This window comes from Mycobacterium asiaticum (genome assembly GCF_001673315.1).
GTDB classification, from domain to species: Bacteria; Actinomycetota; Actinomycetes; order Mycobacteriales; family Mycobacteriaceae; genus Mycobacterium; species Mycobacterium asiaticum_B.
Window position 1 is genome coordinate 18,856 of the sequence record NZ_LZLQ01000081.1, and the last position, 14,905, is coordinate 33,760.

General features: G+C 67.7%; 15 protein-coding genes. 10 read left to right on the forward strand and 5 right to left on the reverse strand.

From position 1 onward, the window contains the following. The first annotated feature begins 24 nt into the window (after positions 1–24). From A5636_RS12650 to eccE, 5 genes are all read left to right on the forward strand, one after another. A complete protein-coding gene (locus A5636_RS12650; RefSeq protein ID WP_065158986.1) occupies positions 25–315 on the forward strand; it encodes a WXG100 family type VII secretion target in 291 nt (96 codons plus the stop codon). A gap of 12 nt (positions 316–327) precedes the next feature. Continuing rightward, a complete protein-coding gene (locus A5636_RS12655; RefSeq protein ID WP_065158987.1) occupies positions 328–1,200 on the forward strand; it encodes an ESX secretion-associated protein EspG in 873 nt (290 codons plus the stop codon). An 84-nt stretch (positions 1,201–1,284) separates the two neighbouring features. Continuing rightward, positions 1,285–2,682, forward strand: a complete 1,398-nt coding sequence (gene eccD / locus A5636_RS12660) for a type VII secretion integral membrane protein EccD (RefSeq protein ID WP_155763786.1) — start codon at positions 1,285–1,287, stop codon at positions 2,680–2,682. Next, positions 2,679–4,085, forward strand: coding sequence for a type VII secretion-associated serine protease mycosin (gene mycP / locus A5636_RS12665; protein WP_065158989.1), 1,407 nt, complete (start codon positions 2,679–2,681; stop codon positions 4,083–4,085). Before eccD ends, mycP begins: the two co-directional genes overlap by 4 nt. A gap of 5 nt (positions 4,086–4,090) precedes the next feature. Further along, a complete protein-coding gene (eccE, locus tag A5636_RS12670) occupies positions 4,091–5,110 on the forward strand; it encodes a type VII secretion protein EccE (RefSeq protein WP_065159001.1) in 1,020 nt (339 codons plus the stop codon). On the opposite strand, the gene A5636_RS12675 is transcribed toward eccE, so the two are convergent. Beyond that, complete coding sequence (locus tag A5636_RS12675; protein ID WP_065159000.1) at positions 5,097–6,323, reverse strand: alpha/beta fold hydrolase; 1,227 nt, start codon at positions 6,321–6,323, stop codon at positions 5,097–5,099. The genes eccE and A5636_RS12675 overlap by 14 nt on opposite strands. A 168-nt stretch (positions 6,324–6,491) precedes the next feature. Here A5636_RS12675 and A5636_RS12680 point away from each other — a divergent pair, with 168 nt between their 5' ends. Next, positions 6,492–7,277, forward strand: coding sequence for a trans-aconitate 2-methyltransferase (locus tag A5636_RS12680; RefSeq protein WP_065158990.1), 786 nt, complete (start codon positions 6,492–6,494; stop codon positions 7,275–7,277). Here the strand turns inward: A5636_RS12680 and A5636_RS12685 are convergent. Genes A5636_RS12685 through A5636_RS12695 form a run of 3 tightly spaced genes read right to left on the reverse strand, consistent with a single transcriptional unit; the run spans position 7,266 to position 9,847 of the window. Further along, positions 7,266–8,672, reverse strand: a complete 1,407-nt coding sequence (locus A5636_RS12685) for a sulfatase family protein (protein ID WP_065158991.1) — start codon at positions 8,670–8,672, stop codon at positions 7,266–7,268. The two genes, A5636_RS12680 and A5636_RS12685, sit on opposite strands and share 12 nt — an antisense overlap. Continuing rightward, positions 8,669–9,340, reverse strand: coding sequence for a 5,6-dimethylbenzimidazole synthase (gene bluB / locus A5636_RS12690; RefSeq protein ID WP_065158992.1), 672 nt, complete (start codon positions 9,338–9,340; stop codon positions 8,669–8,671). The genes A5636_RS12685 and bluB overlap by 4 nt, the downstream gene beginning before the upstream one ends. A 24-nt stretch (positions 9,341–9,364) precedes the next feature. Next, positions 9,365–9,847 (reverse strand): hypothetical protein, encoded by a 483-nt coding sequence (locus tag A5636_RS12695; protein WP_065158993.1) that lies wholly within the window; start codon positions 9,845–9,847, stop codon positions 9,365–9,367. 58 nt (positions 9,848–9,905) lie between these two features. On the opposite strand from A5636_RS12695, the gene A5636_RS12700 reads away from it, so the two are divergent. Then, a complete protein-coding gene (locus tag A5636_RS12700) occupies positions 9,906–10,586 on the forward strand; it encodes a phosphatase PAP2 family protein (RefSeq protein ID WP_081287760.1) in 681 nt (226 codons plus the stop codon). A 43-nt stretch (positions 10,587–10,629) separates the two neighbouring features. Further along, complete coding sequence (locus A5636_RS12705; protein WP_065158994.1) at positions 10,630–11,307, forward strand: L,D-transpeptidase family protein; 678 nt, start codon at positions 10,630–10,632, stop codon at positions 11,305–11,307. A 7-nt stretch (positions 11,308–11,314) separates the two neighbouring features. Here the strand turns inward: A5636_RS12705 and A5636_RS12710 are convergent, their stop codons facing one another. Further along, positions 11,315–11,821 carry a nuclear transport factor 2 family protein gene (locus A5636_RS12710; protein ID WP_065158995.1) on the reverse strand — a complete coding sequence of 169 codons (507 nt, stop codon included), beginning with the start codon at positions 11,819–11,821 and terminating at the stop codon, positions 11,315–11,317. Positions 11,822–12,017: 196 nt separating this feature from the next. On the opposite strand from A5636_RS12710, the gene A5636_RS12715 reads away from it, so the two are divergent. Together A5636_RS12715 and A5636_RS12720 are read left to right on the forward strand one after the other, a co-directional pair. Continuing rightward, complete coding sequence (locus A5636_RS12715; protein WP_065158996.1) at positions 12,018–13,997, forward strand: Hsp70 family protein; 1,980 nt, start codon at positions 12,018–12,020, stop codon at positions 13,995–13,997. 162 nt (positions 13,998–14,159) lie between these two features. Next, a partial coding sequence (locus A5636_RS12720) for a DUF7159 family protein (protein WP_437339827.1) occupies positions 14,160–14,905 on the forward strand: 746 nt, incomplete at its 3' end.

Consider the following 14,905-nt stretch of genomic DNA (forward strand, 5'->3'; position numbering starts at 1 on the left):
GCCAATCACCAGAGAGGATTTGTCATGTCACAGATCATGTACAACTACCCGGCAATGCTGGCGCACGCCGGCGACATGTCGGGGTACGCCGGCACGATGCAGGGCCTGGGTGCCGACATCTCTGCCGAGCAGGCCGCGCTGCAGAATGCATGGCAGGGCGACACGGGGATGACGTACCAGACCTGGCAGGTGCAGTGGAATCAGGCCATGGTGGACCTGGTGCGCGCCTACCAGGCGATGGCCAGCACGCACGAGGCCAACACCTTGGCGATGATGGCCCGGGACCAGGCCGAAGCCGCCAAGTGGGGCGGCTAACGCCAGGCCCAGATGGACTCCATGCCCAATGCCGTTGAGCTGACGGTCGAACAAGCGTGGTTCATTGCGGAATCCGTTGGTGCGGGCAGCTTTCCATGGGTGCTGGCCATCACCACGCCCTACCGCGACAGCGCGCAACGAACTGCCTTCTTCGACCGTCAGAAGGACGAGCTGACCCGGATGGGGTTAATCACTCCCGATGGTGTGATCAACCCCGCGGTTGCCGAGTGGATCAAAGTGGTCTGCTTCCCCGACCGGTGGCTCGACCTGCGTTACCTGGGACCCGCCCGTTCCGACGGCGGTGCCGCCCATGCCTGCGACATGCTGCGCGGCATCATCGCGCTGCGTGGCGCCAGCACAGTGGTGGCACTGCGCAGCGCGCAACTGGTCACCTTCACGGCGATGGATATCGATGACCCGCGGGCGCTGGTGCCGGTGCTGGGTGTCGGGCTGGCCCAGCGGCAGCCCGCCCGGTTCGAGGAGTTCAGCATGCCTGCACGCGTCGGTGCCCGCGCCGACGAGCGGCTGCGCTCAGGTGCAGAGCTCGCCGAAGTTATTGAATACCTGGGCATTCCGCCATCGGCGCGACCGGTCGTGGAAGCGGTGTTCACCGGTCCGCGCAGTTACGTCGAGATCGTCGCCGGCTGCAACCGCGACGGCCGCCACACCACCACCGACGTGGGCATGAGCCTGGTCGAGACCACCGCGGGCCGGGTGCTGGTCAGCCCGTCCCGCGCCTTCGACGGTGAATGGGTCTCGACGTTCAGCCCCGCAACACCGTTCGCGACCGCGGTTGCCGTCGAACGACTGACGTCCTACCTGCCGGACGGGGACTGGTTCCCCGAGCACCGGCTCTCCCGAGACTTCTCCGCGCAGACCTCCTAAACCTCGTCACCGAACCATGAAAGAGAGCACGATGTCCCAGCACCGCCAACACGATTCGAGGGTCCAGTGACGTCCGGAACCGTCATGCCGATCGTCCGCGTAGCCATTCTCGCGGACAGCCGGTTGACGGAAATGGCCCTGCCCGCCGAGTTGCCGCTGCGCGAAATACTGCCCGCGGTGCAGGGCTTGCTGGTGCCGGCGGCTCAGAACGGCGACGGCGGCGCGGACGGTGCGTCGACTCACTTGAGTCTGGCGCCCATCGGTGGCGCGCCGTTCAGTCTGGACGCCAGCCTGGACACCGTCGGGGTGGTCGACGGTGACCTGCTCGCGTTGCAGCCGGTACCGACCGGACCGGCCGCGCCGGGCATCGTCGAGGACATCGCCGACGCGGCCATGATCTTCTCGACATCACGGCGTAACCCGTGGGGCACCAGGAGCATTCAACGCGGTGCGCTGGCGGCGGTGATCGCGGTGACGCTGGTGGCGACCGGCTTGGCCGTCGCGCACCGGGTCGCCACCGGCGCCCTGGTGGGCCTCGTGGCGGCCAGTGTGCTGGCGGCGCTCGTCGCGATAACCGGCCTGCTGAGCACGACCCGTTCGCCGCGCACCGGGATCGCGTTGTCGATCACCGCGCTGGCACCGATCGCGGCCGCCCTGGCGCTGGGAGTGCCGGGCAAATTCGGTGCCGCACAGGTGCTGTTGGCCGCGGCAGGGGTTGCGGCCTGGTCGCTGATCGTCCTGATCGTGCCCAGCCCCGAACGGGAACGCGCCGTCGCATTCTTCACCACGACCGCGGTTGTCGGACTCGCGATCGCACTCGCGGCCGGTGCCGAATTGCTCTGGCAGTTGCCGATGTTGACGATCGGCTGCGGTTTGATCGTCGCCGCGCTCCTGACCACGATTCAGGCCGCCCAGCTGTCGGCGCTGTGGGCGCGGTTCCCGCTGCCGGTCATCCCCGCGCCCGGCGACCCCACCCCGTCGGCGCCCCCGCTGCGGGTGCTCGAGGACCTGCCGCGCCGGGTCCGGATCGGTGACGCACACCAGAACGGTTTCATTGCCGCCGCCGTGCTGCTCAGTGTCCTGGGATCGCTGGCCATCGCGTTCCGGCCCGAATCGGTGAGCGTCGCGGCCTGGTATGTGGTAGTGGCCACCTCGGCAACCGCCGTGCTGCGGGCCCGGGTGTGGGATTCCGCCGCCTGCAAGGCGTGGCTGCTGGCGCAGCCGTTCCTGGTGGCCGGCGCTCTGCTGGTGTCTTACGCGGCGACCGGTCGCTTCGCGGCTGCCTTGGGTGCTGTCCTGGTGCTGGCCGCGATGGCGCTGGTCTGGGTCGTTGTCGCATTGAACCCCTCGATCGCCTCGCCGGACAGCTACGCCCTGCCACTGCGTCGCCTGGTCGGCTTTGTCGCGGCCGCCCTGGATGCCTCGCTGATTCCGGTGATGGCCTTCCTGGTCGGTCTGTTCGCCTGGGTGCTCAATCGATGAGACGTGCCGGATCGGCCTGCCTCGCAGCGGTACTCATCGCGCTGCAGGCAGGCGTGTCGGCGCCGCCGGCGACGGCCGTCAGCCCCCCGGTAGTGGATGCGGCCGCGCCACCGCCGAGCGGAACCCCGGGCCCTGTGCAGCCGATGGAGCAGCGCGGCGCGTGCAGCGTCTCCGGCCTGATTCCGGGCACCGACGCGGGCGCCCCTACTCCGAGCCAGGGGATGCTCAATCTTCCTGCGGCGTGGCAGTTCTCCCGCGGTGAAGGCCAACTGGTGGCCATCATCGACACCGGGGTGCGGCCAGGTCCGCGGCTGAGCAACGTCGACGCCGGTGGCGATTTCGTGGAGTCCACCGACGGCCTCACCGACTGCGACGGCCACGGCACTCTGGTCGCGGGAATCGTCGCGGGCCAACCCGGCGATGACGGCTTCTCCGGGGTTGCCCCCGCGGCCCGGCTGTTGTCCGTACGGGTGACGTCCGCGAAGTTCTCGCCGCGCACCTCCGGCGGTGACCCGACACTGGCGCGCGCGGCGATCGACATCGAGGCGCTGGCCCGAGCCATCGTCCACGCGGCCGACCGCGGCGCCCGGGTGATCAACATTTCGGCGATCACCTGTCTGCCCGCGGACCGGCCGGTTGACCAGGGCGCGCTCGGTGCTGCGATCAGATACGCCGCGGTGGACAAGGACGCGGTGATCGTCGCCGCCGCCGGCAACAGCGGGCCGACCGGATCGGTGGCCGGCGGGACGTCCTGCGACTCCAATCCGCTCACTGATCTCAGCCGCCCTGGCGACCCGCGCAACTGGGCGGGGGTCAAGTCCGTATCCGTCCCGTCCTGGTGGCAGCCCTACGTACTGTCGGCGGCCTCGGTGGCACCGGACGGCCGGCCGTCGAAGTTCACCATGGCCGGTCCTTGGGTGGGGATCGCCGCGCCCGGAGAGGGCATCGCGTCGGTGAGCAACGCCGAGGGCGGCGGACTGGCAAACGGCCTGCCCGATGATCACCAGCGGCTGATCCCGCTCAGCGGCACCAGCTATGCGGCCGGGTACGTGTCCGGCGTCGCTGCCCTGGTGCGCTCCAAGTACCCCGACCTCACGGCCGCCGAAGTGGTGCGGCGCATCACCGCGACCGCGCAGAACGGTCCCCGGGAACCCTCGAACGTGGTCGGCGCCGGCACCCTGGACGCGGTCGCGGCCCTGACCTGGCAGTTGCCCCCCGCGGGCGGCGGACCCGGCGCCGGGCCGGCATCGGTCAAGCCGGTCACCGTCCCGCCCCCGCCGCCGGCCCCGAACACCACCCCACGCAACGTCGCACTGGCCGGAGCCGGCCTGCTGATGTTGATCGTGGTTGTCACCGCAGCAACCGTGGCGGCCACGCGCCGCCGAAAGGAGCCCACCTCGTGAGCCAGATGCTCGGTTCTATTCCGTCGCCGGGACCTGCGCGGGTCAGCCTGGCGCTGCTGGCCGTGGTGCCCGCCGCGATGGCCTACCCGTGGCACTCGACGCGCGCCTACTGCCTACTCGGCATCGCCGTCGCCGTGCTGATACTGCTGTTCGGCTGGTGGCGGGGGTTGCACTTCACCACCATCCTGCGCCGCCGCCTGGCGATACTCGGTCGTTCTGGGCGGCCGGTGCCCGAGCCGGACTCGAACACGCGCACCACAGCGCTGCTGCGCATCGGGTCGGCGCCGTCGGCTTCCGATGTGCTGCCGTTGCCGCTGATCGCCGGCTACCTGGACCGCTACGGTGTCCGGGCCGACAGCATCCGGATCACCAGTCGCGACACCGCCTCCGGTGCCGCGGAGACGTGGGTGGGACTGACGATCTCGGCCGCGGCGAATCTGCCGGCGCTGCAAGCCCGTTCGTCGCGAATCCCGCTGCACGAAACGGCCGAGGTGGTGGCTCGCCGCCTGGGGGACCACCTCCGTGAGATCGGCTGGGAAGCCGGCACGGTCGGTTCGGAGGACGTTCCGGAGGTGCTGGCCTGGGAACCGGACAAGTCTTCCCGCGAGACATGGCGCTCGGTGCGCCAGGGTGACTCGGATTATGTTGCGGCTTACCGCATTACCGCCGACTCCGCATTGCCAGAGACGTTGGCGGCGGTGCGGTCGCAGTCAGCCCGGGAAATATGGACCGCGGTCGAGATCGCTCGGTCCGGTGCCGGGTCCCAGCACACGGTCGCCGCGGCTTGCGCCCTGCGCACCGACACCGCGCCGGACCGCGGCGTTCCGGTGCCCGGCTTGACGCTGGAGCGCGGCAATCAGCGGCCGGCGCTGCAGGCGCTCGACCCACTGTCCACTCGGCGACTTGCCGGGCACACCGAAGCGCCCGCCGGCCTGCTGGAGGGGCTGGATTGGCCGACCCCGGCTGCCGGATCGCACCGCGCGCCGCTGTCGGAAGCCGAGACGCAGGTGCTCACTCGAACATGAACCGCTGCAGGAACGGCGTCATCCTGCGCAGGTAGTCCAACTGGCTCACGTGCATCACGTGGCTGCCGGGGAACCAGTGCAGCGCACACCGATCCCAGTGTTCCCACAGCGCCACCGCATGTTCCGGCGGTGCCATTCGATCGCCCAGACCGGTGATGATCATCCTGCGGTTTCTGGGCAGCAGCGGCCGGTAGTTCAGCGGACCGTGATAAGCCAGGCCGGCTTCCAATTCCGCCCCACCGATCCCCGTCATCCGCATGCCCAGCTTGATCAGTGTGCTGGCCGGAAACCACTCGCCGAACAGCTTGCCGGGGATGACGACCGGGCAATTGGGGATGACCGCCTCGAGCCGGTCGTCTACCGACGTCACCAGCGCCGAGGTGTAACCACCCAATGACAGGCCGGTGAGCGCGACCCGCTCGACACCGGTGCCGTACAGGTAGTCCAGCACGGAACGAAAGTCGTGCACCGCCTGCGCCATCGCTTCGGCGAATCCGCTCATCCCGTTGGCGAAGAAGCCGAAACCACTGAACGGCGAATGCTTTTCGGCCCTTTTGCCGTGAAACGGCAACGTGTACAGCAAGACGTCGTAGCCAGACCGGTAGTACCACGGCAGGGAGAAGAACAACCCGTTGAACAGATAGGACGATCCCATAAAGCCGTGAATCACGCACAACGTCGGCCGAGGTCCGTCCTCGTGTCGCCAATGTTGGGCCCGCACAACATTGTTGGTCTCAAACGAGCTCCACTTCCGGCGCATCGCGGGGTTGATCGCGCGGAAACTGCTGGGGAACGAGATGTTGTCGACGACACCGCGCGCGACCCATTCCGCGACCGGGCTGGCCTGCCGCGAGACGATCTTCGGTGCTTGCGTCGGGGCCGGGAACGACTTGCGGGAATCGTGCTCGGCCCCGAGTTCGGCATAGAACTCCAGCTTGCCCCGCTCGCCGCGGGAATCGGACCGGCACAGGTTGGCGCCGAGGAAGACCGGAGCCACGGTCGTGGCCAGCAGCGACGAGGCCGTGGTGCGCAGCGCGAGGTCGCCGACCGCCGAGGCGTCCACCACCACCCGCTGGCGTGCCGACAGGGCGGAGCGCGGGGGCAACCCCTCGCCGCCGGCGTCGGCACCGGGCACGTCGGGAATGAGAACCGGCGGATTGATGGGATCGGCCTCAGGCGCTGGCGGGTCGGATATCCCCGAAATCTCAGACATCATCAAAAATGGTAGCTCCCGCATCTCGCCACATACCGACTTTTTCGACAGCATCGTCAATAATTTCTGACCCCTTGCCTGCCCATCGGTGCCCGTCCGGTAATACGGTTTGTCTAGAGACACCCGACAGACCCAAACTTTGCGCAGGTGTCGATCAGGAGGACCGATATGTGGGATCCCAACGTCTACCTGGCCTTCGCGGATCACCGCAGCCGTCCGTTCTACGACTTGTTGTCCCGGGTCGGCGCGGACCGGGCGCGCCGGGTGGTCGATCTCGGTTGCGGACCCGGCCACCTGACCCGCTACCTCTCCAAACGCTGGCCCGGGGCGGTGATCGAGGCGCTCGACAGCTCACCGGAGATGGTCGCGGCCGCGCGTGAGCGCGGCATCGACGCCGCAACCGGCGACCTGCGTAACTGGAAGCCCCAGCCCGACACCGACGTGGTGGTGAGCAACGCGGCTCTGCACTGGGTGCCCGAACACTCTGACCTGCTGGTCAAGTGGGTCGGCCAGCTACCCGACCAGTCCTGGATCGCGGTGCAGATCCCGGGCAACTTCGAGACCCCGTCGCACGCCGCGGTGCGGGCGCTGGCGCGGCGCGAGCCGTACGCAAAGATCATGCGCGACATACCGTTTCGGGTGGGCGCGGTGGTCCAGCCGCCCATCCACTACGCCGATCTGCTGCTGGATGCCGGGTGCCGGGTCGATGCCTGGGAAACGACGTACCTGCACCAGTTGACCGGTGAGCACCCCGTGCTGGAGTGGATCACCGGCACCGCCCTGGTGCCGGTGCAGGAACGCCTCGACGACGACGGCTGGGAGCAGTTCCGTGCCGAGCTCATCCCGCTACTCGACGACGCGTACCCTCGCCGGCCGGATGGCACGACGATCTTCCCGTTCCGGCGGGTGTTCATCGTGGCCCAGGTCGGCGGGGCTCGCCGCTCAGCTGGTTAGACCGGGCTCGACCTCGTCCTCGATGCCGCGGTCGACGGCGATGGCCGACCTGCTGGTCGGCGCGGTGCGGTGGATCTGCAGATACGTCTCGGTATAGCGCTCGGCGATGCGGGTACCGGCGAAATCCGACGGGATAACATCGCCGGTGCGCTGGCGCCAATCGTGAAGGCGGACAGCAAGATCCGCCGCTATGGTCTCGGTGTCCCGGCCGGGCACCCCGGTCAGTAGATTGGTGGTCTCGCTGGGATCGGTGCGCAGATCGTAAAGCTCGCGTTCGGGCCGCGGGGCCTGCACGGACGCGGCGACGGCCAGGCCGGACGGGCTCTCCTCGATGTCCCAGGGCAGATCCAACAGCGGCCGCGGTACGTAGTTTTCGATGTAGCTGTATTCCTTGGTTCGGATAGCCCGGATCGGATCGAAGGAGTCGTGATAGGTCTTCGTGGTGTACACGTGCTCGCGTACCGAATCACCTGGATTCTCCGACCGCAGCGCCTGCGCATGCGAGATGCCCTGGACGTCGCCGGGCACCTCGAGGCCCAGCAGGCCCAGCAGCGTCGGCACCAAGTCGACACCGCTGAACAACTCGTCGTAGACGCGCGGTGCCAGCCCCAGCCGGGCGGGCGGGCGGATGATCAGCGCTATCCCGGTGCCGGCGTCGTACAGGGTCGATTTGGCACGGGGGAACGCCGGACCGTGGTCGGTGAAGAACACCACCCAGGTGTCGTCGTCCAGCCCCGTCGCCGAAAGCGTGTCCAGGATCCGGCCGACCGCCGCGTCCGCGGTGGCGATGGATCCGTAGAAGTCGGCGAGGTCCTGGCGTACTTCTGGCGTGTCGGGCAGGTAATCCGGCAGGTCCACGGCTGCGCTGTCGGCAGGTTCGTAGCGGTCGTGGGGGTAGGGCCGATGGGTCTCGAAGAACCCGGCCGTCAACAGGAAGGGTTGGCCGGACAAGTTCGCGACGCTGTGCCGCAGCCAGTCTTCGACCTTCTCCACCACGTATTCGCAGTAGGAGTTCGACACGTCGAATTCGTCGAAGCCCAGCCGCTTGGGATAAGAGGTCTCGTGTTGCATGCCGAAAAGCGCTGAGTACCAACCGGCGTCGGACAGCAGCTGGGGCAGCGTGCGGACGTCGGTGCGGTACTCCCAGCCGTGGTGGGCAAGTCCCACCAGCCCGTTGCTCTGCGGATAGCGTCCGGTGAACAGCGATCCCCGAGAGGGCGAACACAGCGGCGCGGTGGCGTGGGCGCTGGTGAACAGGACGCTTTCGGCCGCTAACCGGTCCAACCGCGGGCTCGATACGTCGGGGTGGCCGTAAGCGCCGAGATAGCGCCCCAGGTCGTGCCAGTGCACCAGCAGGACATTCTGTGCGGCTTGCCTTGAGCCGTCATCGGTCAAAGTTCGTCACCTCTCTCGTTCGCCGGTTGCCACTGGTTCTCCCAAACGAACTCCGGCAACGGTCGTGCCGAGGTCCAGCCGTCCAATTCCAGTGCGGGCCGGTCGGGAAACTCCGGGACCGGACCCAGGCACACTATGGCCACCGGCTCGGCGTCATTCGGCATCCCCAGTAACGCCGCCAGCCGGCGCGGATCGAACAACGACACCCACCCCACCCCGAGGCCCTCGCAGCGCGCGGCCAGCCACAGGTTCTGGATGGCACACGACACCGACGCCAGGTCCATCTGCGGAAGGGTGCGCCGGCCGAAAACGTGTGGCTCGCGGTGCTCGCACAACGCCACGACCAGTAGTTCGGCGCACTCCAGAATTCCCTCGACCTTCAATGCCAGAAACTCCGCCTCGCGCGGACCCAGGGCCGCACCCGTGAGTGCGCGTTCCTCGTCGACAAGGGCGTGGATGCGTTGCCGAAGGCGACCGTCGGTGATCCGGATGAAGCGCCAGGGCTGCATCAGGCCCACGCTGGGCGCGGCGTGTGCGGCCTGCAGCAGGCGGGTCAGCACCTCTTCGGGCACGTGAGCGCCCGGTACGAAGCGGCGCATATCCCGCCGCTCGGCGATCGCGCGATACACCGCGCGCCGTTCCGGCGCCGTGAATGCGTAATCGGTCACCGGGCCATCGTAGGAACGTGGCCGTCACGGACTGTAGGTGACGCCCACCGCCCGGAAAACGTACTCCGCCGGCACATCGAAGGAGAGCGTCCGCCGCGGCAGCTTGGCCAGCACATCCTCGCTGATCGCGTCCTTGAAATGCATCGAGAGGTGGCCGCGGAACCGCGCGTCGACGGCGGCGGTGTCGAGGTCGAGTTGCAGTCCGGTCGCCGAAAGCTGCGCGGTCGCGGCGCCCCCGTCCGCCTGGTCCCAGCGCACGTCCACCGCGCGGCCGGCCAGCTTGGGCACCACCGACAGCGTCGCCAGCACGCGCTGCGAGGTCAAGGCCAGGCAACCCACGTAACTGGCGATCGTGCCCTGCGACCGCAGGCCCGGGATCGACCCGCTGAACTTTCTGGTGACCGCGACGTACTCGGCGAGGTGAATCAGTCCCTCGGCGTCGACCTGAGCGTGCAGATCGTCGGGCAACTTGCCGACGCCGAACAACCTCCGAAGAATCACCGCCATGACGCCAGTATGGGGTGGTTTCCGGGCGGGCGCACCGACACTGGTATCGATTTAGCCCGTGACCGGCCCCCGCAGTGCCCTTCGAGGCACACCTGCCGCCTGGCTGGCGCTCGCGGCGCTCGTGCTCTACGCCGCGCTGTGGGTGGGGCACCGGCAGGAGTGGGGCTGGCTGGCAACGATGGACTGGGCCTTGTTGAACCCAGCGCACGACATCGGGGTCAAGCATCCCGGCTGGGTCCGATTCTGGGTGGCCGTGTCGTTTGCGCTGGGCCCGGTGCCGCTGCGCATAGTGGGTTTTCTGCTGGCCGTGGTCCTGCTGGTGCGACAACGGGTGCGCATGGCACTGCTGCTGCTGGCTGCCGCGCCGCTCAACGGATTCCTCACCCTGGTGGCCAAGCAACTGGCCGGCCGGCCGCGACCGGCAACCGCACTGGTGTACGTGCAGGAGACCTCCTTTCCCTCCGGGCATGCGCTGCAGGCGATGGCCACCGTGCTGGCGTTGCTGACCTTGGTGCTGCCGATGCTGAGTAGCCGGCTGATTCGGGTCGTCGCGATCGCGGTCGGAGCGATGTGCGTGTTCACCGTCGGTGTAGCCCGAGTGGCGTTGAACGTGCACCACCCGTCGGATGTGATCGCCGGTTGGGCGTTGGGCTACGGGTATTTCCTGTTGTGCCTGTGGGTGATTCGGCCGACCCCGATCGGGCCGGGGTCACGGCCCCGTGACCCAACCGGGTCTTAAGCTTTACTTGACCCTCAGGTGCGGTGCGCCTGACCATTAGACGATGCGCCGACAGGTAGCTCTACTGTGTGCTGTGGTGTGCGCCGCGGTGGCCGCGCTGTTCGCCGCGGCGCTGGCACCTGTGTCTGCACCGCAGGCCGCAGCCGCCGGAAATCCATGGTTCGCCAATTCGGTTGGCAATGCGACGCAAGTGGTTTCGGTTGTCTCCACCGGCGGGTCCAACGCGAAGATGGATATCTATCAGCGCACCGCCGCCGGTTGGCAGGCCCTCAAGACGGGGATACCCACCCACGTCGGCTCGGCGGGCATGGCTCCGCAGGCCAAGAGCGGTTACCCGGCCACCCCGATGGGCGTGTACAGCCTGGACTCCGCCTTCGGCACCGCGCCCAATCCGGGTGGGGGACTGCCGTATACACAAGTGGGACCGAATCACTGGTGGAGCGGTGACGACCACAGCCCGACCTTCAACTCCATGCAGGTGTGCCAGAAAGCCCAGTGCCCCTTCAGCACTGCCGACAGCGAGAACCTGCAGATTCCGCAGTACAAGCATTCGGTGGTGATGGGCGTCAACAAGAACAAGGTGCCCGGTGGCGGCGCGGCGTTTTTCTTCCACACCACAGACGGCGGTCCCACCGCAGGCTGCGTGGCGATCGATGACGACACGCTGGTGCAGATCATCCGCTGGCTGCGTCCCGGCGCAGTGATCGCGATCGCGAAGTAAGTACCGCTCAGCCCGCTACGTCGGCCCGCGCACGGCCGGGCTTGACGTGGAACTTGAGGTCGGCCACCGACATCGTCGCCTCGTAGGTGCGGTCGTAGCCGGTGGCGCTGATCCGCCACCCGTCGGGCGTGCGCCGGTACTGATCGCGGTAGAACGCCGCCCCGATCAGCATGAAATCGAACTCGGCCACGATGACCCGGTCCTGCAGGTACCAGATGCCCGACGCGGTGTCACCGGTGACGGTGATCTCCGGGTGTGTCACCCGGTGCTCGGTGACCACGCCGGGCCCCATCGCCGAACTCAGATACTCCACCAGGTCCTTGCGGTTGTCGAAGTGCAGTTCCTTGCCCAGCGAGGAGCCGTAAGCGCCGACGATGTCCTCGGTCATCGTGTCGGCGAATTCCTCCCAGTGCTTGGTGTCCATCGCCCGCAGGTAGCGGTACTTGACCTGTTTGATCGCTTCGACGTCGGCTACGGGGAACTCGGTAAGGGTCACCAGGTCATTGCAGCACACAGCGGGTGCCGGCACGCCAGAGGGCCGACCGCGACGCGATCCACCCCGCCCTGTCAAGAGCGGCGGTCATACCTTTTCGGTGACGACACGGCATCGACCGTATACCAATGAGTTTGGGGCCGAGGCACATCCGATGCGCCCGTGGCATGGTTAACGCGCTGGCTACCGACCCGCTATCGACGAAAGTATCCGCTGTATGTACGACCCGCTGGGGTTGTCGATCGGGACCATGAACTTGGTTGCGGCGGCTAACGGGAACTCCCCGGTTATCCGTCGCGCCGTGCTCACCCTGTATCCACACTGCGCCCCGAAACTTGGTGTCTACGGTGAGAATTCAACACTCACCGAGTTCGGCGCGCTGATGAGTGGCTTCGTGGAACGTATTGGCGACTCCGTCGCGCTGGTCTCCCCGGACGGGTCAGCCCATGACCCCGACTTGCTGACGGTGGAGGCACTCGACGCGATGGTCGTCGCGGCCGGCGCTGACGCCAGTGCCGCCGAGATCGCGATTGCCGTTCCCGCGCACTGGAAACCGGGCACCCTGCAGGCCCTGCGCAACGCTCTGCGAACGCACGTCGGCTTCGTCCGCAGCGGGATGGCGCCGCGACTGGTACCCGACGCCGTCGCGGCCATGGCTGCGATCAACGCGGAGACCGAGGTACCCGGCGACGGCGTGGTCGGCCTGATCGACTTCGGCGGCGCCGGCACCGATGTGACGCTGCTGGAGCGTAAGGGCGACTTCGAACCGATCACCGCGACAATGCGTTACGAGGATTTCTCGGGCAACCAGATCGACCAGGCCCTGTTGCTGCACGTCCTTGAACTACTGGGGCAGGAGAACGTCGACCAGACCAGCACCGCCATGCTCTCTCAGCTCGGTGTGCTGCGAGAGCAGTGCCGGGAAGCCAAAGAGCGGTTGTCCACCGACGCGGTCACCGAGTTGGCCGCGGAGCTGTCCGGACGCAGCATCGGCATCGAGCTGAGCCAGGAGAAGTTCAACGACCTGATCTCCGACCGGCTCACCGGGTTCATCTACGCCTTCGACGACATGTTGGCACGCAACAGCTCCAGCTTCGCCGATCTCGCCGCGGTGGTGACGGTAGGAGGCGGGGCCAGTATCCCGCTTGTCACCCAACGTCTTTCATTCCACACCCGGTTACCGGTGCTGACCGCGTCGGAACCCATGAGCGCCGCGGCCCGGGGTGCCCTGCTGCTGGCCAAGCGCGGGGGACTGGTCGATCTGCGGACCCGGACATCGATTGGCCTGATGGCGGCGGCAGCGTCTTCGGCAACTGGCGCGTCCGCTGGTACCAGCCTGATCGACCTGCCGCCCGGCGACCTGCTGGTGATCGATCAGGACGCGATGACCGATCGCGAACTCGCCTGGTCACAAACCGAATTCCCCGAAGTGCTGACGCGCTTCGACGGCGACTCGTACAACGAAGACGGTCCATGCTTCTCGATGCGGTTGAACGTGATCGATCCGCCCAAAGAGCCGCCGTGGCGCCGCATTCGGTTGTCGCAGGTGTTGATCGGCTTGTGTGCCACGGTGGCCATGACAGCGATCGGTGGGGTGGCGATCTCACTTACCGCCGTCGAGCAACGGCACACCCCGCACCAACCCGCGATCGTGCCCAGCGTCGCGCCGCAACCGACTTCCAGGCCACCCAGCCTGCTGCCGACCAGTCCGCCACCCGCCGCTCCGCTGCCGCCGCCCAGTGAGGCGCCGGCGCCACCCAGCGCTGCGGTCCCGACCAGCGTCGTGCCACCGCCGCCCCCGCCGGAGTCGACCCCGACGATGGCTCCGACCGTCACCACCACCAAGCCGGCTCCCGTGACCACCACGCCGCAGCCGACCGCCCCGTCGAACACCACTCCGCTCACGCACCCACCGACTAACCCACCGACCGCCCCACCGACCAACCCACCGAACACAGGGGAACCGCCGAGCGCGGCAGAGGCGCCAAGCGCGGCAGAGGCGCCAAGCGCGGCGGAGGCGCCGACCACCACTGAGCCGACGGTGAAGATGACCACCCAGTGGTTGCAGATACCGCTGTTGCCGGTCCCTATCCCGATCCAGGTGCCGCAGAACCAGGTTCCGAATCAGCTACCGCAGAACCAGATACGGCAGGATCCCGGCCCGCAGAACCCCTTCCAGAATCCCGGCGGCTACTAAACCCTCAACCTCGGGTGTAGCTATCTCATCTGAGCTTCATAGGAATTGCTCTCCACCTCGATGTGCGCGAGTAGGGTTTGAGCTGGCAAACTCGTAACAGGCCAGCTGAACCGGTTCGCCCCTGCAATGGGGCGAAAAACTCGCACATGGCTTGGAGGGGCGATGGACATCGTGCTTGGGGTGGCTATGGAGCCCTCGGCAGTCCGACTGGTGTTGATCGAGGGGGCGAACGCAGACGGGGTTTCCGTCGAGGAAGACAGCATCGACGTCACCGACACCGCTGCGGTGATCGACGCGCTTATCGGCACGCGCGAAGGCGCCGCCGAGGGCGGTTACCAGCTGGCATCCACCGGCGTGACGTGGACGGATGCCAGCGAAGTCGCGCCGCTGCGCGCCGAACTCGCCGCTCGTGAGATCGGCGGCGTCATGCTCGTGTCCCCGCTGCTTGCCGCTGCCGCATTGGCGCAGCGGGTCGGCTCGGCGCTGGACTACCGGCACATCGCGATGCTGTTCGTCGAGGCGGACAGCGCGACACTGGCGGTCGTCGATGTCGCGGACGGCTCGATCGTGGAACTGCACCGGCATGCCCGGCAGAATGCGTCCTTGGCCGCCGAAATGGTGACGATGGTCGCCGGGCTGGACGCGCCGGAATCCCGCGCCGACGGCATCTTCGTGGTCGGTTGCGGCGTCGGCATCGTCGACCTCAAGCCCGCTCTGGAAGCGGCGACGTCCCTGGTGGTCAGCTTGCCGGAGGAGCCGGACATGGCGCTGGCCCGGGGGGCCGCCCTGGCGTCGGCGAATGCGCCGCTGTTCTCTTCGTCGACCGCTGCCCTCGCCTACGCACTGGATCCCGGCACCGGCGAGCTGAATCCGCATGCGCTCACCCCGAGCTACCTAGACGTCTGCGC

What these genes read in the sequence shown, in the direction of transcription:
- A5636_RS12650 (WP_065158986.1), top strand. Translation starts at nt 25, where the DNA reads ATGTCACAGATCATGTACAACTACCCGGCAATGCTGGCGCACGCCGGC.
- A5636_RS12655 (WP_065158987.1), top strand. Translation starts at nt 328, where the DNA reads ATGGACTCCATGCCCAATGCCGTTGAGCTGACGGTCGAACAAGCGTGG.
- eccD (WP_155763786.1), top strand. Translation starts at nt 1,285, where the DNA reads ATGCCGATCGTCCGCGTAGCCATTCTCGCGGACAGCCGGTTGACGGAA.
- mycP (WP_065158989.1), top strand. Translation starts at nt 2,679, where the DNA reads ATGAGACGTGCCGGATCGGCCTGCCTCGCAGCGGTACTCATCGCGCTG.
- eccE (WP_065159001.1), top strand. Translation starts at nt 4,091, where the DNA reads ATGCTCGGTTCTATTCCGTCGCCGGGACCTGCGCGGGTCAGCCTGGCG.
- A5636_RS12675 (WP_065159000.1), bottom strand. Translation starts at nt 6,323, where the DNA reads ATGTCTGAGATTTCGGGGATATCCGACCCGCCAGCGCCTGAGGCCGAT.
- A5636_RS12680 (WP_065158990.1), top strand. Translation starts at nt 6,492, where the DNA reads ATGTGGGATCCCAACGTCTACCTGGCCTTCGCGGATCACCGCAGCCGT.
- A5636_RS12695 (WP_065158993.1), bottom strand. Translation starts at nt 9,847, where the DNA reads ATGGCGGTGATTCTTCGGAGGTTGTTCGGCGTCGGCAAGTTGCCCGAC.
- A5636_RS12705 (WP_065158994.1), top strand. Translation starts at nt 10,630, where the DNA reads ATGCGCCGACAGGTAGCTCTACTGTGTGCTGTGGTGTGCGCCGCGGTG.
- A5636_RS12715 (WP_065158996.1), top strand. Translation starts at nt 12,018, where the DNA reads ATGTACGACCCGCTGGGGTTGTCGATCGGGACCATGAACTTGGTTGCG.